This is a genomic window from Tolypothrix bouteillei VB521301, assembly GCF_000760695.4.
GTDB classification, from domain to species: domain Bacteria; phylum Cyanobacteriota; class Cyanobacteriia; order Cyanobacteriales; family Nostocaceae; genus Scytonema; species Scytonema bouteillei_A.
Genome location: NZ_JHEG04000001.1, coordinates 5,961,406 through 5,982,083 on the forward strand (window position 1 = coordinate 5,961,406; position 20,678 = coordinate 5,982,083).

Below are 20,678 nucleotides of genomic sequence, written 5' to 3' on the forward strand. Positions count from 1 at the left end.
TGAAAAAGTTTAATTTAGGCTAAAGTTAGGCTGGATTTTATTCTTCCTTCAAAACATATTTTCCCATCTGACTTTGAGGTGCGATCGCCAAATCGGAGTAATCCCAGGAGTGCATTTGACGGAAAGGCAGACCCATCTTCTGGAATACGTACTTCTCTTTAATACCAGAAGCAACTAAATCGGGCTTCATGTGCTTGACGAACTCTTCAAACTCGAAAGCTGTTACGTCATCATAAATGATGGTCGCGCCATCAATATAGTTTGTGGTACGCTTGTAGTCGTCGTTGTGAGCGAATTCGTAGCCAGTACCAACAACTTTGATACCGAGATCTTCAAACGCGGGAACAACGTGACGGGGGCGCAAGCCACCAACGTAAAGCATGACTGTCTTGCCTTCGAGGCGAGGACGGTACTTATCGAGCACTGCATTCATCACTGTAGTATACTTAGCGATGACTTTCTCAGCGTTTGCTTGGATCTTCTCATCAAAGCGAGCTGCAATTTCGCGTATGGATGCAGCAATCTTGGTAGGACCGAAGAAGTTAAATTCCATCCAAGGCATACCATAAGCTTCTTCCAAGCTACGGCAGATGTAGTTCATCGAGCGGTAGCAGTGGATGAGCACTAGCTTGGAAGCAGGACCGTTAACCAACTCGTTAACAGTACCGTCACCAGACCACTGAGCAACAACGCGCAAGCCCATTTCTTCAAGGATCATGCGGCTAGCCCAAGCATCACCACCGATGTTATAGTCACCGATAAGTGCTACATCATAAGGACCGGGTTCGATAGACAGAGTATTTTCTTTCTTAGCCTTATCGAATCTGGGGAACATGTGGTCGCGGAGAGCATCGTTAGCGATGTGGTGTCCGAGAGATTGAGAAACACCCCGGAAGCCTTCGCAACGTACAGGTACGACTGGCTTGTTAATTTGTTTAGCAGCTTTCTTAGAAACAGCTTCGATGTCATCTCCGATCAAACCGATAGGACACTCAGACTGAACGGAGATACCACGGTTGAGGGGGAAGAGTACTTCAATTTCCTCAATGATTTTGGTAAGTTTCTTATCACCACCGAATACGATATCGCGCTCTTGGAAGTCGGAGGTGAAGTGCATGGTACCGAAGGAATCGACACCAGTCTTACCAACATAGTAGTTACGACGACCAGACCAAGACCAGTAACCGCAACCAACGGGACCGTGGCTGATGTGGATCATGTCCTTAATAGGACCCCAAACCACACCCTTAGAACCTGCATAAGCACATCCACGAGCAGTCATTACACCGGGAACTGATTTGATGTTGGATTTAACACCGCAATCAGATTTGCCGTCTTCGTGGACGTTCAGGTGCTTTTCACGCTTTTTGCGAGATTTTTCTGGGTAAGCAGAAAGAACTTCTTTAATCAGTTCTTTATGTTCTTCTACCTTATTTTCTAGGTTATTTTTGCCTTCTGTGTATGTCATGGTGTTCCCTGTGGCTTAGTAACTGGTAAGACGCGGTATGAAGTATGAATTATGAATTATGAAGTATGAAGTATGAAGTGTGAAATCTAAAAAGTTTTGCATCCTTTATTCTTCATACTCTATCCTTTATCCTTCATACTTTATCCTTTGAGGATCGGGTGGGCAGATAGCCCACCTAACAAGCATTCCCTACTTCTGTTGGGTTGCTTATGCAGGAACTTCGGAAGCTGGCTTGCCAACGATATCTGCATGCTTGGAATCGTCGTCGAGGATACCGAACTCTACGAGTAGAGCTTCCAACTCGTCCATTTCGAGAGGTGTGGGGATTGTTAGTTTTTCGTTGTTGATGATCTTCTTAGCTAATGCGCGGTATTCATTGCTTTGGTTGCTGTCAGGTGCGTACTCGTTAACAGTCATCCGGCGCAATTCAGCGTGCTGAACGATGTTATCGCGAGGTACGAAGTGAATCATTTGGGTGTTCAAGCGTTCTGCCAAGGTTTCGATGAGTTCGATTTCCCGGTCAACTTTACGGCTGTTACAAATCAGACCACCCAAGCGTACACCACCAGAGTGAGCGTACTTGAGAATACCACGAGCGATGTTGTTAGCAGCGTACATCGCCATCATTTCACCAGAAGTCACGATGTAGATTTCTTGTGCTTTGCCTTCACGAATTGGCATTGCGAAACCACCGCAAACAACGTCACCCAATACGTCGTAGGAAACGAAATCTAGATCTTGGTAAGCACCGTTTTCTTCCAAGAAATTGATGGCAGTGATAATACCACGTCCAGCACAACCTACTCCAGGCTCAGGACCACCAGATTCTACGCAACGAACACCACGGAAGCCGGTGAGCATTACTTCTTCGAGTTCTAAATCTTCTACTGCGCCACGCTCAGCAGCAAGGTGTAATACGGTGGTTTGAGCTTTGCTGTGTAGCATCAAACGGGTGGAATCTGCTTTGGGGTCGCAACCTACAATCAAAATGCGCTGACCCATTTCTGCCATAGCGGCAAGGGTATTTTGAGAAGTGGTGGACTTACCGATACCGCCTTTACCGTAAAAAGCTATTTGTCTAATTTTTTCGTCAGACATGATGAGTTTTCTCCTGCAATTGATTGATTGGTTGGTTGTTGGGTGGGTCTGTTTGGTTGAAGAGACGTCACGCTGATTTGTTACAGCCGTGACTTGTTGTAGAACGTCACCGGAGGCGATCGCCCTACCGCTAAAACCATTGAAAGCATCATCTATTCCTCAGTTAGTTTCTAAATTTCTTCAGACTTAAGTACTTTACAAGTACTTCATAATGTGCATTCGCCTGAAACACCAAGTAGGGCTTGACGGAATTATCTGTCAAAAATCAATGCGTTAGACATTACTTGTTCAAGATAGCGCCTTGCAGCTTGGCGACGCGATCGAGAGCAGCGTTTGTGTCCTCTGCGGAAGCTCCACATGCAGTTAATGAATCACGAAGATGCTTTGAAACAGCATCAAAATGTTGGGGCTGTAGATTCATACCTGTGTGGGTTTTGTCCATTGAACGACCGTTGTAGACCTTAGGACCGTCAAAGATTTGAGCAAAGAAAGCAACTTGTTGAGCGTGTTGCTTAGCCATGTCTGTGTTAGCAAAGAAGTGATTGAGGGTGCTATCAGCCATGACACGCTTGTAAAATTCAGTGACTACTTTCTCAACACCTTGCTGTCCACCGAGTTTGTCGAATAATGCGCTCATATTCTTGTCCTTTGAAGCGAGTTGGATACCGAAATTCACACTCTTCTGATTCTTGGATCGCAGCGCTTTAGGGGTAACTGTTCACCGTTAACCAATTCCAGTAGGGTTACGTGCATTGATTCCTACTTGGTGTTTCAGGCGAATGCAAATTACTAAACTCTAAATCAAAGGATCGACTGCTTCTACTACAAGATCTTTGCTAACCCGCTCGCGCAATCTAGCTTCTATAGCAATCTTTAAAGTTGCCGTACTGCTAGAACACGAACCACAAGCACCTTGAAGCAGAACCTTCACGCGATCGCCTTCTACGTCATACAGTTCCACATCTCCCCCGTCGGCGATCAAAACGGGTCGAACTTCTTCATCCAGGACTTTTTGAATGAGTGCAATCTTTTGCACCGATGTCAGTGGCTTTTGGGAAAACTGACTTGCAGTCCTTGGTTGTAGGGAATTATTTACAGGGGCTGCGGTTTCTTTCTGTACTAATGCAATTATATCATCAATTGCCGCCAAACAAGATCCGCATCCGCCACCAGCTTTTACATAATTTGTTACTTGTTCGGCGGTCGTTAAATTATTCTCTACAATAACGCGCCGAATTTTTGTATCGCTGATGCCAAAACAAGTACAAATGAGAGTTCCTTCATCATCATCGTCATGGGCTGCGAGGGGAATACCTCGATAATTATAGATAGCAGCTTCTAATGCTTCTTGTCCCATAACCGAACAATGCATTTTTGCTTCTGGCAATCCACCAAGATAGCTAGCAATTTCTTTATTACTAATCTTAAGCGCTTCGTCTAGAGTTTTTCCTTTAACAAGGTCAACCAGAGCTTCTGAAGAAGCTATAGCGCTAGTACAACCAAAAGTTTGATAGCGAGCTTCGAGAATTTTTTCAGTTTCTTCCTCTACTTTCAGATGCAATCTTAGAGCATCTCCACAGGCAATACTGCCTACTTCACCAACAGTAATTTTAACACCAGCTTCATCTGTCTCTTCTAAAACCCCTTGGTTTTTAGGATTGTAGAAGAGATCCATTACTTTATCCGTGTAGTCCCACATAGCCGATTTTAGAGTGATTGTTAATTGCTAATTGCTAATGGCTAATGGCTAATGGCTAATGGCTAATGGCTAACCACTAACCACTAACTAATTAGCGATGAGCCAAACTTTTTTCTTGTTCTTGCAGCCAACTTGCATTGTCACTCTTAAAGGGCGAGAGTGTACGCAGATGTTCCACAATACCGGGCATTACTGCCAAAACTGCATCAATTTCGGCTTCTGTGGTGTAGCGGCAAAGACTAAAGCGAATGGAACCGTGCAAAATTGTATAGGGTAAACCCATTGCCCGCAAAACGTGGGAGGGTTCTAAAGAGCCAGAACTGCAAGCAGAACCAGATGAAGCACAAATACCATGTTTGTTTAGAGAGAGCAGAATTGCTTCGCCTTCGATAAACTTGAAACCAATATTGGTTGTGTTTGGCAATCTTTGGCTTGCATCACCGTTAACTTCGCAATCTGGAATTTGAGCGAGAAGAGTTTGTTCGAGGCGATCGCGTAAGCGCTTTTCTCTGGTTGTTGCTTCTTCTAGATGTAATAATTCTAGTTCAGCTGCTTTGCCTAATGCAACTACTCCTGGAACATTTTCTGTTCCGCCCCGTCTTCCGCGCTGCTGTCCTCCACCCACAATCATAGGACGGAATCTAACTCCACGACGTACATATAAAGCACCAATACCTTTGGGTGCGTGAATCTTGTGACCCGACATGGTCAACATATCAATGGTGCTAGTCTTCATATTCATGGGAATTTTGCCCACAGCTTGGACTGCATCCACATGGAACAGCGCTCCGTACTCTTTCACGCGCATCCCAATTTGTTCGATTGGGAAAATAGTACCAGTTTCATTATTAGCATACATGATTGTCACGAGAGCAGTGTTACCTGTAAGCGAAGCTTCCAGTTCATTTAAATCCAACTGTCCCTGACGATTAACTGATAAATAAGTAACTGAATAACCTTGAGATTCGAGTTGCTTGCAGACATTCAGGACTGCAGGATGTTCGACTTGCGTTGTGATAATGTGACGCTTGTCAGGTTGTGCTAGCAATGCAGCACGGATAGCAGCATTATCACCTTCAGTACCGCCACTGGTAAAGACAATCTCAGATTCATCAGCACCTAAGAGCGCAGCAACTTGTTCGCGTCCTTGTTTAACTGCCTTACCAACCTGCCCGCCAAAAGTGTGCATACTAGAAGGATTACCGTAATAATCACTCAAGTAAGGCAACATTGCCTCTACAACTTCTGGATCTACTTTTGTGGTGGCATTATTATCTAGATAAATACAATCTTTTAGCATTGCTTCCAACTTTGTAAGATAACGAATAGTTAATGGTTAATAGCTAATAGCTAATAGCTAATTGTTGATTGCTAATAGCCGTTAGCTATTAGCCCTTCGGGTGCGCCAGTCCCTTACGGCGGGAAACCCGCCTGCAGGGCTGGTCTTACAATTAGCTATTACATTTTTTTCTAATTGTTTGGAAAACTGTTGTGAATAATAGTCAAACCAGTTTTCCCAATAATCTTGTTTTTTTGTTAATTTTGCTAGTAGTTTATTGTAAGTAGCAAACCAGCATTCCCAGTAATCGCTCGTTTCTTGAACGCAACCATCACAGGTTGGACAACCAGCCATACACTGAGGAACAGTATAGGCAGTACCAACACAATTATTGCAGAGATTGGGGTCGATCCAGTGCTGACCATCAACAATCTTGATTGCATTAACAGGACACACAGAGAGACACAGTTTGCAAGAAATGCACTTGCTGGTTATCTTGTAAGACATAACTTTTCCCCTGAATAGTAAGAGACTTCAATTTAAGAAATGGGTACTGGATAATGGGGATGGGTTAGTAGGTAGTGGTTAGTGGTTAGTGGTTATTATTTATTCCACTAACAACTAACAACTAACAATTAACAGCTAACAACTTGCAAGTATTGCTTGTAAAACTCTAGGGCTGCAACTTCGATGGAGTCGTAAGCTTCGTAGACTTGGACGCCGATATTTTGTAACTTTTCTTTAGGACCGTCACCAATTTTGGAAACGAGTACTGCTTTGCAATCAGCAATGGATTGAATGATATTTTCCAGAGTAGCTTTCTCTCCGTAACCACCTTGACAGTAGTGGTCAACTTTGCGATGTCCTACATAGCGAACGGTATGACCGTCAACTTCGTAAACCTGGAATTCCTTCGCATGACCGAAATGTTGGTTAACCAATCCACCACCTTTTGTTGCAACAGCAACTAGGATTTTTGGATTGTTTTGTTGCAAAGACTTGCTATCGGTTGTCTCGACATTTACCTTTGCTCTAGCTGCTTTCAGTTCTGACTTAAACTTCTCAATACCAGCAAGAACTTCTTGGCGCTTTTGCGGATCGTATTCAGGAGTCATCTCCATGAATTTATCCTTGGTAAATTCTAAGCTGCGGTCTTCACCTAATAAACCAACTGCATCTGCACGGCACTGACGGCAATGACGCATCATTTTCATATTACCAGCACAATTATCTTGTACTGCTTTCAATTCTGCGGGTGTAGGACCGCGCTGACCCGTCAAGCCAAAATGAGTGCCGTGCTCTGGTGCAGAAATCAACGGCATAATATTGTGCAGAAACGCACCTTTTTCACGAATAACTTTATTAACTTCTAATAGGTGCTCGTCATTAATTCCCGGAATCATTACCGAGTTAACTTTACACAAAATATCAGCTTCTTTCAGGGCTTGCAGACCTTCCATCTGCTTTTCATGTAAAATTTTAACCCCTTCAATGCCTCTATAACGCTTGCGCTTGTAGTGAACCCAAGGATAAATTTTTGCTCCAATTTCAGGGTCCACCATATTAATGGTGATAGTAACGTGGTCAATATTTAATTGTTTGATCCGGTCAATATATTCAGGAAGCATCAAACCGTTAGTTGACAGGCAAAGCTTGATTTCTGGTGCTTTTTCTGCAATCAACTCAAAGGTACGGAAGGTTTTCTCTGGATTTGCAAGTGGATCGCCAGGACCCGCAATTCCCAATACAGTGAGTTGGGGAATCTTACCTGCAATAACCAAAACTTTGTGTGCTGCTTCCTCTGGGGTAAGTAGTTCGCTGACAACACCAGGGCGGCTTTCGTTTGCACAATCATATTTGCGATTGCAGTAGTTGCACTGAATGTTGCAAGCAGGAGCAACTGCAACGTGCAATCTTGCATAATGGTGATGGGCTTCCTCGCTGTAACAAGGATGGGTTTCGATCCGTTGTTTTAGCTTTTCATCTATTTCCGGAGTTGCACTGGTGCTACCGCATCCACTACCACAACCACTGGATTTAGATTGAGTTGCCTGTTGTGTAATGAGGGGAGTAACGAGTCCTGTTGACTGTGTCATTGAATTTCGCAATCTTTCACATAAAGTCAGGAGTCAAAAGCCAAAAGTCAAAAGTTAAAAGGCAGCCTTTTAATTTTTCAGTTTTAACTTTTAACAGTATTGCCCGTGGCAGATGTTGTCACAACCTATGTGTTAAGGAATGGAAGCCGCGTATTGGACTTACGCCACAAACCCTTGTTTCTTAGCTGGTGTGTGTCAGAGCTTTGAGACTTGGGTCAATTGCGGGTCAATCCGCGACTTCGGTTCACAGGGGCATGGTGCTATCTCATCCCTCCACTCACTCTAGTGCGCCGTTGTTAGCGCATTAAGTGTTGGCGATACTTGATTTATATCAGTCGTTTTCAAGGGGGTAGTGAGTCTGCCTCGGATAGAATTTATTGAATTGATTGGTTTTGTACTCAAAGTTGGAAACCCAAGCCAAGAGAGCATTTCAGGGTTCAAAAAAAAATTTTTCGGATAGGGGTACTAGAATTTTGAGGTTGGGGTTCTAGCATTTATGGAAACGGGGACAAGTATTTCTGTACTCACCCAAAGTTTCTTCCCAGCATCAGTTTCAGGGAAATTTTAACTTGTTTAAAGCTCTTTTACCTTGTACTCAAAGACCGATCGTTCGCACTCAGATCCTTGTCAAAAGGTAGATTCAGAGCTTGGAAACTTGGAGCAACATGGATGTGTTTACTCCAAAGATTTGCGAAATTCAATTCTGTATCTAACCTATCATTTTTTTCCCAGGAAAAATGCAGTTCATATTTTTTTAATCCTGCGTAAATTTTTGTGTCCTCCCATCAAACACCATAATTTCTCACTAAAATTAGACTGCGTACAAGCTCAAGTAGTTGATAATTTGGCTTTTTCTTTACATACAATCTACATCTATTGAGATTTTATCCTAATTAATGGGTTTTAAAAAGTGAAAAAATGCTTTTGGACACAGACTCCCATACAATAGCGGAAACTTTATCATCTTAAGGTCAAGGATTTAAAATTGGGGATGTAGCGAAGCCCGTCCAGTAAAAACACAAAAAACACGCAATTTTTTAGACTAACATTTCCTCTTTCCCGTGCGCTCTCTGTGTCTCTGTGGTTAAATTAATTACTTGTTAATCGCCAAGGCGCAGAGAATGCAGAGAGAAGAATAGAGGTGCGATCGGCAAGCGTTAGTATACACTTTTCCGGACATGGTACGGGAACAGATGGCTTAGCCCTTGAGAATAACTCAGGAGAAACGCAACTAGTCAGCACGGATACACTGGCAAATTTCCCAAAATTTTTCATGGGTAATGCGAGGAATTTTGAGTGCTAGAGTAGCCATAGCTCTTATCTTCCTCTGTATACCTTAGATTTAGGAATGCTGTACAAATATTCTTAGCATAGCTCACTCATGTTAAAATATTGAACCAGTATTTTAGCGATCGCATAGTCTTACAATTGGTAAAAAAGTTATCTTAAGTACATATCGCGAATAATAAAATGTAGAAATTGATAGGGCGATCGGTATTTGGTCATATATGTTGTCTGTAGATAGTGCATTTCAATATACAAGTAACATTCAGTAATAAACCTCAGGTGCAAACAATATTCATCACAAAATATGGTTCAAATTCTTCAAGGCAAAGATGTTACTCTAGTCGATCTCATAGAGAAATTTAATTTGCAACGTTCACAAGATGAACAATTCTTCCGAGAGTGGCAAGATAATTTACCCGATCTGAGCGAAGCCGACAAGCAAACCCTAACTGAAGTCAAAGCAGAATATCTCCATCTTTCCCAGTACACAATTTTAGAACCTGTTGTCAAAATGGTGGTACTATCACCACTCTTGCGTCTTGCAGGTTTTTACAATCCTCTTTTCTACATTGCTTCAGAGATAGAAGTTGAAATCTCTTCAGAAGACCAAGGAACAATTATTAGAGGACGTATCGATATCTTGGTTTTTCAACCTCCATTCTGGGTTCTTGTTATCGAAGCAAAACGAGCAGAATATTCTTTAGTTCTGGCGATTCCCCAAGCATTAGCTTATATGCTGACTAATTTAACTTCAGAAAGACCAGCTTTTGGATTTGTAACAAATGGCAGTGAGTTTAGATTTATTAAACTTGTGCAAGCACAAACCCCTCAATATGCTGTATCAGATTTGTTTGCCTTAGATAGCCGTGATGATATAGATAACGTCGTAAAAATATTAAAGCGTCTAGCTCAACTTGTTTCTCAAAAATAAATTTTCAAATATTATCTGTAGGCTGGGTTGAGGAACGAAACCCAACATATATTATTATTTTGCCATTAAGCTGAACATATCTTCTTAATATCGTGTTGGGTTTCACTTCGTTCAACCGAACCTACGCATACAAAAGCCTACTGTTGATATCGAGTCAAAGTTACAGTACTAGAGCGGGGTCTTGCCACTTTTACATCAGGAGGTACATCAATCTTAAGAGTGATAGACGAAAGTTGAGGATATTTAACAAGTAACATTTTAGCGAGTTCCTTATTAATAATTTCCCAGTAATCAGTTTCATTGGGATAATTTCCTAAAAACTGTTTTATATCTTCCTCCAATTTGAGAAAATCTGGATACTGACCGTTTGCTATACCCTTAACATATTGATAGCGAACATCAATATTTATGTTATGGACAAATCCATGATGTAACATTCTATAATTTTCTAATTTAAAGTTAAAATCCTCTGACATCTCTCTAAGGTTAGCATTAAATTCTACTTTTGGTTGGAATTGACTTTCCTGCGAGTATTCTTTGGTAAAGTCAGAAAAAATTATAAGATTGGATAAAAAACCAACTATTCCAAAATCTAACATTGTTCTTCTTCCGAAAGTAGTAATAGCTTTTTCAAAGTGAATTGATAAAGATATAAATTATGAGTTATACAGGTTTTGAATTTAGAGTTTAGCTAAAAAGCTTGGATTTTAAAGTATTTCAGCCATGGCAAGCGATACTATGCTATCTATTATGTATAATCACCAATTGTTTTTTGACGGATAACTTTCCCTATAATTATCCACGATCGCAATAAAATCAATACGGGGTTATTAAAAAATTTAAGTTGTCAAAAGAATCTCATACTCGTTCTAACTTTAAATAACACTTCATAAGAGGTATCCCATGAAAGCAGCAGTTATCTCCCACTACGGTTCTCCTGAAGTTTTACAGTATGAAGAAGTGGAACTACCAAAGATTCAACCTAATGAATTACTTGTTAAAGTCCGCGCCTCTTGCGTGAATCCCGTTGATTGGAAAATCCGCAAGGGTATGTTGAAGTTTGTCACGGGAAATAAATTCCCCATGATTTTGGGATTTGATTTGTCAGGAGATGTTGTAGAAGTGGGTTCCCAAGTTACACTCTTCAAACCGGGAGATGCAATTTACGGAAATGTAGGCTTGAAGGGAGGGGCTTACGCTGAATTTACAGCTGTTCCGGAAACAAGTGCTGCACTCAAACCAATAAATATGACCTATGAGGAAGCCGCTGCGATACCTGTCGCAGGGCTGACGGCTTTACAATCGTTACGAGACTTGGGCAATATCCAATCAGGACACACTGTCCTCGTTAATGGTGCTTCCGGTGGTGTTGGAACTTATGCAGTACAAATTGCTAAAGCTTTAGGTGCAAAAGTTACCGCTGTTTGCAGTACAAAAAATGTGGATTTGGTAAAGTCTCTAGGAGCAGACAGAATTATTGACTATACACAACAGGATTTCACTCAAGATGCCACGCAGTACGATATTATTTTAGATGCTGTTGCCAAGCAGTCATTTTCTATTTGTAAAAAAGTTCTCAAACCACTTGGAACTTATATAACTACGCTTCCTAGCTTTGAAAGTGTAGTCCAAAATGTATTGACTGTTATCCTTCCCGGTCAAAAAGCTAGGAATATTTTTGCAGTACCCAGAACTCAAGATTTGGCTTACTTGAAAGAATTGAGCGAGGCGGGTAAACTGAGAACTGTAATTGACCGCACATATACTTTACAAGAAATAGCTGCTGCTCATGCATATAGTGAAAGCGATCGCGTTGTGGGTAAAATTGCCATTACGATCGCTTAGCTAAGAGAACCACAGGAATTTTGATATCAAAGAGATCTACCTTGAGTGCATGAAATACTACTTCAGTAGGCTGACACGACCAGTATCTAGATCGTAATAACCACCCACCATAATGAGTTTTTTCTCAAGAATTAATTGCGAGAGCAGTGGAGATGTTTTCAACTTTTCTATTTGTGTTGCAATGTTGGCTTTACAGGCATTTTCTAATTTGTCTCCCGGTAGATTTTTGGCTGATTCTATACCTGGTTTAATAGCAGCCAGTAAAGTAGCAATTTGACCGGGAACTGGGGTACCTTTGAGTGTGGCTTCTACCGCACCACATCTTTTATGCCCCAGCACCATAATGACTTTTGAACCTAATACTACACTGCCAAATTCCAGACTGCCAGTTTCTTCTGGCGTAGCAATATTACCAGCTACACGACATACAAATAAATCCCCAAATCCTTGGTCAAAGATAATCTCCGAAGGAACCCGTGAATCGGCACAACCGAGAATAGAAGCAAACGGTTTCTGACCTTTGGCAACTTCTACTAGACGTGCAGAAGTTTGATTGGGGTTTTTTCGTTTTCTTGTAACAAATCGTTCATTTCCTTCTATAAGGAGTTGCAGGGCTTGCTCGGGAGTAACATCATCTTTGGCAACTGCTTTTTGCGGAAAAACTAAATCAGAGCCTACTCCTGCTGTTACGACTCCCGTACCTACTACTCCTGCACCTAACTTCAGTAAATTTCTTCTGGAGACTATTCTTTTCATTGTCTTCTCTCTACGGATTAATCTGCCCATCTTCAAAAAATTGCAGCAAAACAAGACGCAGTTGTCAATGAACAACTGTTCCTTTCAAGCATTGTTATTATGGAAACTAAGACAAATTCATTTTTGCTTAATCTTATTAGGAATAGATTAGCCTTTATGGGTATCACAAGGAAATATATTGGCTAGATAATTAAACAATGGTTACTCTAATAAATTCTTATGCTTTAATTATCTGATGATATATATTAGTTTAAATCTATGATCGTTGACAGAAGATAGCTCGACAATAATTATATTCTTTATGGTAAATATAAAGATTTGTTAAAATAATTGGACATATTGTTAGAAGCGGATAGTAAATCTTAAGCAATACGGTTGGTGTTTGTAGTATTCGATACTGATATATGATCCTAACCTGCCATCACAAGGCAAGAGGAGAGAGTCTAACTAAACCTTTTTATCTTATGATGTGCGATACTCCGACTCATGAAAAGCAATCGGGATAGTTAAGCTGTCGTGCATATAATTTGCAGATTCTCAAACTAGGGAAAAATGAGTCAAACCCTCACCCTCTCGGTCAACATGAGAAAATTAAAGTCAGCACAGCTTAGCACCTACTTGACGAGCGGTTTCTCAAACAGTATCTATATGCACAGACAGATTGCTATCGAATAAATAAAGAGGGGCTTGTCTTTTTTCAGGGAAAAGAATAAAATAATAAAAAGTAATAGGGTATACAGAATCTCTACATTTAACGCCTACTTGACTCTTGTCTGAGTTCAAGTGAGTTTTTATTAATTTATGCAAATTTATCTTGCCTCAAAGCAATGTAAGCCTACAGGTAAGCGGGTTTATATCGAGTACAGAAATACTTATTCCCCTCCCCCATAAATACTAGTCCCCCCGCCCTGAAAATACTAGTCCCCCTACCCCAACAACAATTTTAAGGCTTTATGGGGCGCGGGTTTGAGGCGAGTGAGTACAACCTTAATCAATCCAATAAATACAATCAGCATCGACGGGACAAGCATTTTTAGAGCCATCTGGTATAAGCAGAAAACATAACCGCATACGGCTCTTTTCACCAAACAGTACCGATGCAACAGTCCCTCGAGCATATCCAAAATTCCAAATCTACAAAAATGCCGGTATTTGCCACTGTCAACTTACTCAGAGCAATCTGGACTGGCATTTTTTTTGAACCACTCTTAACGGATTTTCGCATCATATTTGAGCGAGACCCAGCCGCACGGAACTGGTTAGAAGTGCTTTTTTGCTACCCTGGGTTTCATGCACTTTGCTTGCATCGTATTGCCCACTGGCTACACCGTCAGAAAGTGACTTTTCTCCCCCGCTTTATTTCTTATTTGGGGCGATTTTTTACTGGAATTGAAATTCATCCTGGAGCAGAAATAGGCAAAGGTGTATTTATCGACCACGGTGTGGGAGTTGTCATTGGCGAAACTGCCATAGTTGGAGACTATAGTTTGATTTACCAAGGCGTCACCCTTGGAGGAACAGGCAAAGAAAGCGGTAAGCGCCATCCTACTTTAGGTAAAAACGTTGTTGTAGGCGCTGGGGCAAAGGTCTTGGGCAATATTCGTATTGAAGATCGCGTCCGTATAGGTGCGGGTTCGGTTGTTTTGCGGGATGTCCCTTCAGATTCTACTGTTGTAGGAATTCCAGGTCGTATTATTTCCCACAAGCAAGAAAAACCCCTTTCTCCCTTAGAGCATGGCAAGCTACCCGATCTAGAAGCTCGCATGATTCGCTCATTGGTAGAGCGTATTGAGCAACTCGAACAAAGGCTGCAAACCTTTCACTCATCAGCAAAGGAAAAAGAATTGGTAACTAAGGAACATTAATTATGTTGCAACCTTGTAGAGAGCAAAATTCTTTCGAGCATATTCTTCAGATTCCTGTATGCGATCGCTGGCGAATCTATCACCGCTTGCAAGAATTGATGATTCCCTGTTGGTGTCTTCCTGATGGTTCTCTGCGAGTACAAATTGATGGATGTCTGACAGCATGTCTCGTTCGCAGTACTGTCTTGCAATTGGTAGCAACTCGTCAAGAATTAATTGATTGGTTGGAGCAATGCTGGGAGGCTTAAATGATTGGGGTATGGGTGTGTTGCTGATAAATTCAAGCGTGTGAGATTGAGTTATGAATCATTACAGTAATACACAATTCATCAATTTTTTACAAAAGGAGCTTTTACTAACTGCGGGCGATATTGCGATCGCACTGAAAAAACATGAGTTAAATAACGAACCATTAACGATGCTGCTCTGGCAGTATGGATTAGTTGATATAGAACAGTTAGAACGTATTTTGGATTGGTTGGAAGACCAACCAGTGACTGACTATTGGTAACCAAATTTGTTCTAACCAAATGTGGATTGGTTGAAAAACTACCAATAAATGATTTCTCATTGCAAATTGTAGTGAGAATAACTGCAAGTGAGCCAACAAAACGATTAAAAAAGAGAGAGGTCTATTATGATTTCAAGTTTAATTGCTGGATTGAGCTTATTAATTTTATCAGGAGTTGCTAATACCTATATTAGCTATTTGCTGTTTGGTGAAGAAAAAGCACCAACAGATAAAAAGAATGTGTAATTTATTATGCTTGTACATTACATATTTATGAGAGTAGTTAGTAGCCAATAGCCATTAACAACTAACAACTAACAACTAACAACTAACAACTAACATTCTCACCTATAGGTTTTCAACTCATGAATCAAATTCTAATTAATGACACCACCTTGCGCGATGGCGAACAAGCCGCTGGAGTCGCTTTTAACTTACAAGAGAAAGCCGCGATCGCACAATTTCTGGACGCCATTGGCGTTCACGAGATAGAAGTTGGCATTCCTGCAATGGGAGAGGAAGAAACCCGAGCAATATCGGCTATTCGCAACTTAGATTTGCAAGCCAAACTTTTAGGTTGGAACCGTGCTGTCATATCAGATATTGAAGCATCTATAGCTTGTGGATTGAAGCGAGTACACATTTCCGTACCTGTATCCGGAATTCAAATTACTGCAAAATTTCAAGGTCAGTGGCGGGTTACACTACAACAACTTAGAGATAGCATTAGCTTCGCCGTTGATAAAGGGCTTTGGGTAGCTGTTGGAGGAGAAGACTCTTCGCGATCTGACGAGAGTTTTCTCCTAGATGTCGCCAACTATGCCCAAGAATGGGGTGCATCGCGATTTCGCTTTTGCGACACTGTTGGCATTCTTGACCCCTTCACCACTTACTACAAAGTGAAACGGTTGGTCACAGCATTATCAATTCCTGTAGAAATACACACCCACAATGACTTTGGGTTGGCTACCGCCAATGCTCTTGCAGGAATTAAAGCTGGAGCCACATCCGTAAATACAACTGTTAACGGACTTGGTGAAAGGGCTGGAAATGCAGCATTAGAAGAAGTTGTCATGTCTCTCAAACGCATCTACGGCGTCAATTTAGGCATTGACACTCCTCGTTTATTAGAACTATCCCGACTTGTTGCTCGAGCATCAGGCTCTAGCGTACCGCCTTGGAAAGCAATTGTCGGTGAAAATACCTTTGCTCATGAAGCAGGTATCCACGCTCACGGCGTATTGCAAAACCCCTCCACTTATGAACCTTTTGCTCCAGAAGAGGTAGGGTGGGAACGGCGATTGGTTGTGGGCAAACATTCTGGCAGACACTTAGTATCGAACGTTTTGCAGCAACACGGTATCTTCTTAAACTCAGAAGAAACCAAATCTGTATTAGAAGCAGTGCGGCAAGAGTCAGTCGAGAAAAAACGCAGCTTAACGGTGCAAGAACTGTTGAATTTAGCAAAAGAGCAACAGAGGTACTCTCATGCAATTGGATGAACTAGAACTAGGTCTAGAACCAGTCTTTGAGATAGGAGATAAAGTCCGACTTCGCAAATTAATCAAAAACGATGGCACTTTTCCCGGACTAGAAATAGGAACAGTCCTCGCCAAGAAAGGAGATATTGGCTATGTCGTCAGCGTAGGAACTTTCTTACAAAGATCCTACATTTATGCCGTTCATTTTCTTCAAACTACGGGGTATGTCGTAGGTTGTCGCAAAGGTGAACTAGAACTTGTTGAGGAAAGCCAAGAAAACGCCTCTCCTGACGGGGAATGAGAACGATTGATTATAGTACATCCATAATACCACTAGAAAGCGGGAAAAATACATGAAAGTCATGCTGCGTCAAAATACTGCTGGAAATTTAGTTGTTTACGTTGCCAAGAAAGATTTAGAGGAAGAAGTTGTCAAGCAAACAGAAGGAGCAGACGGCAAGATTTTCACTCTCGCAAATGGCTGGGAACTCTCATTTCCTAATTTGCCAGACCCACTCAAGTTACCTCAAACTGTAGAAGCTAAGCGAATTGCGTAAACTGTCACTTGTCCTTTGTCATTTGTCATGAGTAGTGGTAAATGACTGAGGACTTAGGACGCGAATAATTAAGTTAAATCCTGAATATTGAATATTCAGGATGTTTTGAATGAGCAATTAAACATTGATTCTTGCAATTCACAAGCAAATTTAACGTTTCCAATACATTCTGGTCAATTAATACTTCATCACCCACAAATAAAGCAGCTTCTCTTGTCTGTCTTCCTTCAAGTTGAATAATGATAAGCCCAGTTAAGCTAGCCTCTCCTTACATCTTGCACCAAGGTATTAATACTGAATTTTTATGTACTCAATAAACATATGTTTTTATCAATAACACCAAAAATCGGAATTTATAGCCTGCGAAGCGCCCTCTTCGTTTGTATAGCCTCACCCAACGAGAGTGTAGGTGCAAGATATAAGTCTCCCTGCCTACCATCAGGGTACTAAATTTAGTCTTCAGAGGGCTTTAACTGACTTTAGCTATAAGCTTAACTTTTAGCTTATAGCTACCCATGCTATAAAGCATATATTTTATCTATATATTATACAATATCTAATTAAGAATCATTATAAGTCTTTTGGATAAAAATCCATCTATCAGGAGAAGGTTTCCGAAATCAGACAAATATTTGTAAACTGAGTGGTGTCACGCTGATGAAAGAAACAAACACTTACCATGACTGACAACAAACTTGCATCACGCCTTTATCCTACCCGTATTGATATTCCCGCAGACGCACGCTCCAAGATAGTTGCAATTCTCAACCAAACTCTAGCAGCCACTTCAGATTTAAAATCTCAAACAAAACAAGCACACTGGAATGTCAAAGGGACTGACTTCTATCAATTGCACGAATTATTTGATGAAATTGCAGGTGAGTTAGAAGAATTTATCGATCTAGTTGCTGAACGTATTACTGCTTTGGGTGGTTATGCTTGCGGAACTGTACGCATGGCAGCTGCAAGTTCTATTTTGCCAGAGTATCCTACAGAGATTATCGCTGGAATGGAGCACGTTACTGCTTTGGCGGATCGCTTTGGACCTTATGCCAAGCATTTGCGTGAAGCGATCGACAAAACCAACGATTTAGGCGATGCTGACACCGCTGACCTGTACACCGAAGTTTCTCGCACTATCGACAAGCGCCTCTGGTTCCTTGATGCTCATTTACAAGCAGCTGCAAATAATTCTGGAAATGGTGCTCCAGCTACTGCTCAAAATCTGGACAGAACTGCTGCTAGAGTATGAAGTGTAAAGAATGAAGGATAAAGTTATTTCCCAATTTTTTATCTCTCTGTGCTGCTGTAGTTTAATAAATTCTTTTTTAAGCGCAGAGGCGCAGAGGAAAGAGAGCTTTTTTGTCTAAAAATTTAGTTCATTTTTACAAGGCTAGGTGGGCAATACCCACCTTTTCTGTTTTTTGAGGTCTTACTCCCTTTGCAACTTTAATACGATGTTTTGATAATACCTAGCTGGATGCCTAAGCCCTGTGATTGCAGCGCAGAATTATACGATTTAGCCTCTTCCAGTCTTAACAGTACCATCGGGCATGATGGTGTTATTAAAGAAAGCGTCTTTGGCATTGAAACACCACGAAGCGCCACTCAAATCAACTCCACTCAAATCACTAATTTCAAAATCTCTCTCCCGAGCAGCATATCTTTCCAACAATTCTTCAACTTCCAACCTTGGCAAAAATTCTTTGCTTTACTCTCAATCTATGATTCATACAACAATTATCCTTGAATCACGTAGTATAAAAGATTAGGCACGAGCGTTCCTCCAATCGGATGATTTTCCACCATTTGATTCAGCAGGGCTTGACTTAGAGTGCGCTCTAAGTTCTAAGGTGAAACTATGTTTCTCTCGGTGAGTCCCATGCAAACCCTGACGATTCAACAGGTTGCCCAGCAAACGGGCTTAACGGTTCACACACTGCGGTACTACGAACGCAATGGCTTACTGGAGCCAGTCGATCGCGCTAGCAGTGGGCATCGTCGCTATTCGGCACAAGACATTGCCCGCATCGAGTTTCTGACTCGCCTGCGGGCAACCGGAATGCCAATTCGGCAGATGCAGGAATTTGCCCGACTGTTTCGAGAGCGACCAGAGGCAATTGGCTCCCGCCGCAAGCTGCTAGAAGCCCACGAGCAACAGGTACAGGCACACATTCAAGAACTGAGGAGCAACCTGGAAATGATTCAGTGGAAGATTGGCTATTACAAGGGATTGGAAGCCCGTCACCAGACGGATGCAACCGATTCCTATTCAGAAGCAAACGAACGCCAGAAATGTCTGGCGGCAGGACGAGCTTTTATGTTGGAACGCGCTCTCCAACAGGTAGATGTTGAAGCAGAAGTTGAACCTCAATCCAACGAAGCGTCTGGTTCCTTGCATGAGAGCAAATTTCAATCATAACGCTGAATGTTCTTTTTACTCTAGAGCTACAGCGTTCAACTTCACCTATTGAGTGTGGTCTGTAAACGGCATACCTCACTGGTTAGCATTGCGCTGAAATTAACCTTCACAACAATGGAGAATTCACAATGAATTTGCAAAACAAAGTCGCTTTGGTGACAGGTGGAAGTTCGGGGATTGGGCGAATCAGAAGAAGTGGCAGAAGCGGTAGTCTGGCTTTGCTCCGATGCTGCGTCTTACATCACAGGACAGACGATCGCTGTTGATGGCGGCTTTGCCATGCCTGGTTTTCGCGGTTCTTGAATCGGCTAAAAGCAAGACCTGACAGAAATAACTAACTAATACTGAAATACAAAGCGCAAAGGTTGGCAAGAATTGGTTCATTACACACATTAGGAGAAACTATGAATGACTCTCTACTGACGATCGTTGCTCGTATTAAAGCAAAACCTGGAATGGAAGACCGAATGCGGCAAGACTTACTGGGTTTACTTGCGACCACTCGTGCAGAGTCGGGTTGCATCACCTTTGACTTATTGAAAGACATAAATGAGCCAACGGTTTTTGTGCTGTACGAAAACTGGAAAGATCGGGCAGCTCTCGATGCTCACTTTGAGCAGCCTTACGTGAAACAGGTTTTGCAAGCTTATGAGGAGACGTTGGCGGAACCGATCGAAGTTTTGTCTCTGAGAAAAATTGAACCATCATGACTGCGATTTGTGGGAATGGTAAATATTCCTTAATTTGGACAGTTTTATCGCCCCAGTTTCCATAAAGCCAAAAGTAATGCTGGCTAGAGATTACAGATTATTTGCAGTTTTAAAGGCATGAGTTTTTATACTGATGCCGATCTGCATAGAGGTAGCTTGACGTTTGGTAAATACTAGCATTTAATCTATCCTGAGTTGACTTTCTGCCAAAACTGGATGCTCCCGAGGTAATCAAGCTAGACTGGGTAAATCCTTGTAGCGTTGAAACCACTCTTCCAAATAGTTGGGGTATTTTTTATTCCCATCCTTTTTTCTGGCATTTATATTTCTTATCCCGTATTTTTACATTTTTACAAAAATCTTCAGTAGTTCGACATTCCCTTTGAGTTGCAGCAGGTAGGTTATCTCCACCAAATCTAAATACTTGGTCACAAAAACGCTTACTTTTTATTTCAGGTGGTTCTGTTAATTTATCAGTAATGTGTACTTTAATAGAAGCGGAATAATATGGATATATAATAATTATGTTTAAACTTAATAATACAACTATTAATATCCGTTCCCAAGGAGAAAGCTTTGTTGCTTTAATCCTTTTTTCTATTTTTGATAAAAAATTCATGTAATAACAAAGAGATAAAGTATTTTAAATTGCTTCAAGAACCAGAGTTTTCAC

Annotated in this window: 23 protein-coding genes; 12 read left to right on the forward strand and 11 right to left on the reverse strand. The window is 41.4% G+C overall.

The features are described from left to right. Nucleotides 1-37: 37 nt before the first annotated feature. The 7 genes from nifD to nifB form a co-directional block, all read right to left on the reverse strand. Entirely contained in the window at nucleotides 38-1,468 is a 1,431-nt protein-coding gene (gene nifD / locus HC643_RS24060) for a nitrogenase molybdenum-iron protein alpha chain (RefSeq protein WP_137986109.1), read from the reverse strand. Nucleotides 1,469-1,675: 207 nt separating this feature from the next. Next, on the reverse strand, nucleotides 1,676-2,566 hold the full coding sequence (gene nifH / locus HC643_RS24065; RefSeq protein WP_038078010.1) for a nitrogenase iron protein: 891 nt from the start codon (nucleotides 2,564-2,566) through the stop codon (nucleotides 1,676-1,678). Between the two features lie 280 nt (nucleotides 2,567-2,846). Then, entirely contained in the window at nucleotides 2,847-3,203 is a 357-nt protein-coding gene (locus tag HC643_RS24070) for a group I truncated hemoglobin (protein WP_038078023.1), read from the reverse strand. Between the two features lie 159 nt (nucleotides 3,204-3,362). Next, nucleotides 3,363-4,265, reverse strand: coding sequence for a Fe-S cluster assembly protein NifU (nifU, locus tag HC643_RS24075; protein WP_038078008.1), 903 nt, complete (start codon nucleotides 4,263-4,265; stop codon nucleotides 3,363-3,365). A gap of 91 nt (nucleotides 4,266-4,356) precedes the next feature. Then, nucleotides 4,357-5,565 (reverse strand): cysteine desulfurase NifS, encoded by a 1,209-nt coding sequence (nifS, locus tag HC643_RS24080; protein ID WP_038079004.1) that lies wholly within the window; start codon nucleotides 5,563-5,565, stop codon nucleotides 4,357-4,359. An 81-nt stretch (nucleotides 5,566-5,646) separates the two neighbouring features. Next, nucleotides 5,647-6,051, reverse strand: a complete 405-nt coding sequence (locus HC643_RS24085) for a 4Fe-4S binding protein (protein WP_082051595.1) — start codon at nucleotides 6,049-6,051, stop codon at nucleotides 5,647-5,649. 128 nt (nucleotides 6,052-6,179) lie between these two features. Beyond that, nucleotides 6,180-7,640: a nitrogenase cofactor biosynthesis protein NifB gene (gene nifB, locus HC643_RS24090; protein ID WP_038079002.1), complete on the reverse strand. Its 1,461-nt coding sequence runs from the start codon at nucleotides 7,638-7,640 to the stop codon at nucleotides 6,180-6,182. 1,591 nt (nucleotides 7,641-9,231) lie between these two features. Here nifB and HC643_RS24095 point away from each other — a divergent pair. Next, on the forward strand, nucleotides 9,232-9,858 hold the full coding sequence (locus tag HC643_RS24095) for a type I restriction enzyme HsdR N-terminal domain-containing protein (protein ID WP_038079000.1): 627 nt from the start codon (nucleotides 9,232-9,234) through the stop codon (nucleotides 9,856-9,858). A gap of 137 nt (nucleotides 9,859-9,995) precedes the next feature. On the opposite strand, the gene HC643_RS24100 is transcribed toward HC643_RS24095, so the two are convergent. Next, complete coding sequence (locus HC643_RS24100) at nucleotides 9,996-10,457, reverse strand: hypothetical protein (RefSeq protein ID WP_167844743.1); 462 nt, start codon at nucleotides 10,455-10,457, stop codon at nucleotides 9,996-9,998. Between the two features lie 304 nt (nucleotides 10,458-10,761). Here HC643_RS24100 and HC643_RS24105 point away from each other — a divergent pair, with 304 nt between their 5' ends. Continuing rightward, on the forward strand, nucleotides 10,762-11,703 hold the full coding sequence (locus HC643_RS24105) for an NAD(P)-dependent alcohol dehydrogenase (protein WP_038078998.1): 942 nt from the start codon (nucleotides 10,762-10,764) through the stop codon (nucleotides 11,701-11,703). 57 nt (nucleotides 11,704-11,760) lie between these two features. Here HC643_RS24105 and HC643_RS24110 read toward each other — a convergent pair whose 3' ends face one another. Then, a complete protein-coding gene (locus HC643_RS24110; protein ID WP_038078996.1) occupies nucleotides 11,761-12,459 on the reverse strand; it encodes a carbonic anhydrase in 699 nt (232 codons plus the stop codon). Nucleotides 12,460-13,556: 1,097 nt separating this feature from the next. Here HC643_RS24110 and cysE point away from each other — a divergent pair. The 7 genes from cysE (at nucleotide 13,557) to dps (ending at nucleotide 18,125) form a co-directional block, all read left to right on the forward strand. Further along, on the forward strand, nucleotides 13,557-14,324 hold the full coding sequence (cysE, locus tag HC643_RS24115) for a serine O-acetyltransferase (protein ID WP_038078994.1): 768 nt from the start codon (nucleotides 13,557-13,559) through the stop codon (nucleotides 14,322-14,324). A 2-nt stretch (nucleotides 14,325-14,326) separates the two neighbouring features. After that, complete coding sequence (locus HC643_RS24120; RefSeq protein ID WP_050045213.1) at nucleotides 14,327-14,572, forward strand: Asr1405/Asl0597 family protein; 246 nt, start codon at nucleotides 14,327-14,329, stop codon at nucleotides 14,570-14,572. A gap of 53 nt (nucleotides 14,573-14,625) precedes the next feature. Next, entirely contained in the window at nucleotides 14,626-14,835 is a 210-nt protein-coding gene (locus HC643_RS24125) for a DUF2949 domain-containing protein (RefSeq protein WP_038078992.1), read from the forward strand. A gap of 365 nt (nucleotides 14,836-15,200) precedes the next feature. Continuing rightward, nucleotides 15,201-16,337: a homocitrate synthase gene (nifV, locus tag HC643_RS24130; protein WP_038078990.1), complete on the forward strand. Its 1,137-nt coding sequence runs from the start codon at nucleotides 15,201-15,203 to the stop codon at nucleotides 16,335-16,337. Continuing rightward, the gene (locus HC643_RS24135; RefSeq protein ID WP_038078988.1) at nucleotides 16,324-16,617 is read left to right on the forward strand and encodes a nitrogen fixation protein NifZ; all 294 of its coding nucleotides are present in this window, start codon (nucleotides 16,324-16,326) and stop codon (nucleotides 16,615-16,617) included. The genes nifV and HC643_RS24135 overlap by 14 nt, the downstream gene beginning before the upstream one ends. Nucleotides 16,618-16,669: 52 nt before the next feature. After that, nucleotides 16,670-16,873 carry a putative nitrogen fixation protein NifT gene (nifT, locus tag HC643_RS24140; protein ID WP_038078986.1) on the forward strand — a complete coding sequence of 68 codons (204 nt, stop codon included), beginning with the start codon at nucleotides 16,670-16,672 and terminating at the stop codon, nucleotides 16,871-16,873. Between the two features lie 679 nt (nucleotides 16,874-17,552). Further along, nucleotides 17,553-18,125, forward strand: a complete 573-nt coding sequence (gene dps / locus HC643_RS24145) for a DNA starvation/stationary phase protection protein Dps (protein WP_038078982.1) — start codon at nucleotides 17,553-17,555, stop codon at nucleotides 18,123-18,125. Nucleotides 18,126-18,392: 267 nt separating this feature from the next. On the opposite strand, the gene HC643_RS40890 is transcribed toward dps, so the two are convergent. Further along, nucleotides 18,393-18,572, reverse strand: coding sequence for a hypothetical protein (locus HC643_RS40890; RefSeq protein ID WP_050045212.1), 180 nt, complete (start codon nucleotides 18,570-18,572; stop codon nucleotides 18,393-18,395). A gap of 162 nt (nucleotides 18,573-18,734) precedes the next feature. On the opposite strand from HC643_RS40890, the gene HC643_RS24155 reads away from it, so the two are divergent. From HC643_RS24155 to HC643_RS24165, 3 genes are all read left to right on the forward strand, one after another. Then, nucleotides 18,735-19,295: a MerR family transcriptional regulator gene (locus tag HC643_RS24155; RefSeq protein ID WP_237265936.1), complete on the forward strand. Its 561-nt coding sequence runs from the start codon at nucleotides 18,735-18,737 to the stop codon at nucleotides 19,293-19,295. 162 nt (nucleotides 19,296-19,457) lie between these two features. Next, nucleotides 19,458-19,598 (forward strand): SDR family oxidoreductase, encoded by a 141-nt coding sequence (locus HC643_RS24160; protein ID WP_082051594.1) that lies wholly within the window; start codon nucleotides 19,458-19,460, stop codon nucleotides 19,596-19,598. A 101-nt stretch (nucleotides 19,599-19,699) separates the two neighbouring features. Beyond that, complete coding sequence (locus tag HC643_RS24165) at nucleotides 19,700-20,005, forward strand: putative quinol monooxygenase (protein ID WP_038078976.1); 306 nt, start codon at nucleotides 19,700-19,702, stop codon at nucleotides 20,003-20,005. Nucleotides 20,006-20,300: 295 nt separating this feature from the next. On the opposite strand, the gene HC643_RS24170 is transcribed toward HC643_RS24165, so the two are convergent. Beyond that, a complete protein-coding gene (locus HC643_RS24170) occupies nucleotides 20,301-20,624 on the reverse strand; it encodes a hypothetical protein (protein ID WP_038078974.1) in 324 nt (107 codons plus the stop codon). Nucleotides 20,625-20,678: the final 54 nt, after the last annotated feature.

Excerpts from the sequence above, each read along its gene's own strand:
- nifD (WP_137986109.1), bottom strand. The coding sequence starts at position 1,468 with ATGACATACACAGAAGGCAAAAATAACCTAGAAAATAAGGTAGAAGAA.
- nifH (WP_038078010.1), bottom strand. The coding sequence starts at position 2,566 with ATGTCTGACGAAAAAATTAGACAAATAGCTTTTTACGGTAAAGGCGGT.
- HC643_RS24070 (WP_038078023.1), bottom strand. The coding sequence starts at position 3,203 with ATGAGCGCATTATTCGACAAACTCGGTGGACAGCAAGGTGTTGAGAAA.
- nifU (WP_038078008.1), bottom strand. The coding sequence starts at position 4,265 with ATGTGGGACTACACGGATAAAGTAATGGATCTCTTCTACAATCCTAAA.
- nifS (WP_038079004.1), bottom strand. The coding sequence starts at position 5,565 with ATGCTAAAAGATTGTATTTATCTAGATAATAATGCCACCACAAAAGTA.
- HC643_RS24085 (WP_082051595.1), bottom strand. The coding sequence starts at position 6,051 with ATGTCTTACAAGATAACCAGCAAGTGCATTTCTTGCAAACTGTGTCTC.
- nifB (WP_038079002.1), bottom strand. The coding sequence starts at position 7,640 with ATGACACAGTCAACAGGACTCGTTACTCCCCTCATTACACAACAGGCA.
- HC643_RS24095 (WP_038079000.1), top strand. The coding sequence starts at position 9,232 with ATGGTTCAAATTCTTCAAGGCAAAGATGTTACTCTAGTCGATCTCATA.
- HC643_RS24100 (WP_167844743.1), bottom strand. The coding sequence starts at position 10,457 with ATGTTAGATTTTGGAATAGTTGGTTTTTTATCCAATCTTATAATTTTT.
- HC643_RS24105 (WP_038078998.1), top strand. The coding sequence starts at position 10,762 with ATGAAAGCAGCAGTTATCTCCCACTACGGTTCTCCTGAAGTTTTACAG.
- HC643_RS24110 (WP_038078996.1), bottom strand. The coding sequence starts at position 12,459 with ATGAAAAGAATAGTCTCCAGAAGAAATTTACTGAAGTTAGGTGCAGGA.
- cysE (WP_038078994.1), top strand. The coding sequence starts at position 13,557 with ATGCAACAGTCCCTCGAGCATATCCAAAATTCCAAATCTACAAAAATG.
- HC643_RS24120 (WP_050045213.1), top strand. The coding sequence starts at position 14,327 with ATGTTGCAACCTTGTAGAGAGCAAAATTCTTTCGAGCATATTCTTCAG.
- HC643_RS24125 (WP_038078992.1), top strand. The coding sequence starts at position 14,626 with ATGAATCATTACAGTAATACACAATTCATCAATTTTTTACAAAAGGAG.
- nifV (WP_038078990.1), top strand. The coding sequence starts at position 15,201 with ATGAATCAAATTCTAATTAATGACACCACCTTGCGCGATGGCGAACAA.
- HC643_RS24135 (WP_038078988.1), top strand. The coding sequence starts at position 16,324 with ATGCAATTGGATGAACTAGAACTAGGTCTAGAACCAGTCTTTGAGATA.
- nifT (WP_038078986.1), top strand. The coding sequence starts at position 16,670 with ATGAAAGTCATGCTGCGTCAAAATACTGCTGGAAATTTAGTTGTTTAC.
- dps (WP_038078982.1), top strand. The coding sequence starts at position 17,553 with ATGACTGACAACAAACTTGCATCACGCCTTTATCCTACCCGTATTGAT.
- HC643_RS24155 (WP_237265936.1), top strand. The coding sequence starts at position 18,735 with ATGTTTCTCTCGGTGAGTCCCATGCAAACCCTGACGATTCAACAGGTT.
- HC643_RS24165 (WP_038078976.1), top strand. The coding sequence starts at position 19,700 with ATGAATGACTCTCTACTGACGATCGTTGCTCGTATTAAAGCAAAACCT.
- HC643_RS24170 (WP_038078974.1), bottom strand. The coding sequence starts at position 20,624 with ATGAATTTTTTATCAAAAATAGAAAAAAGGATTAAAGCAACAAAGCTT.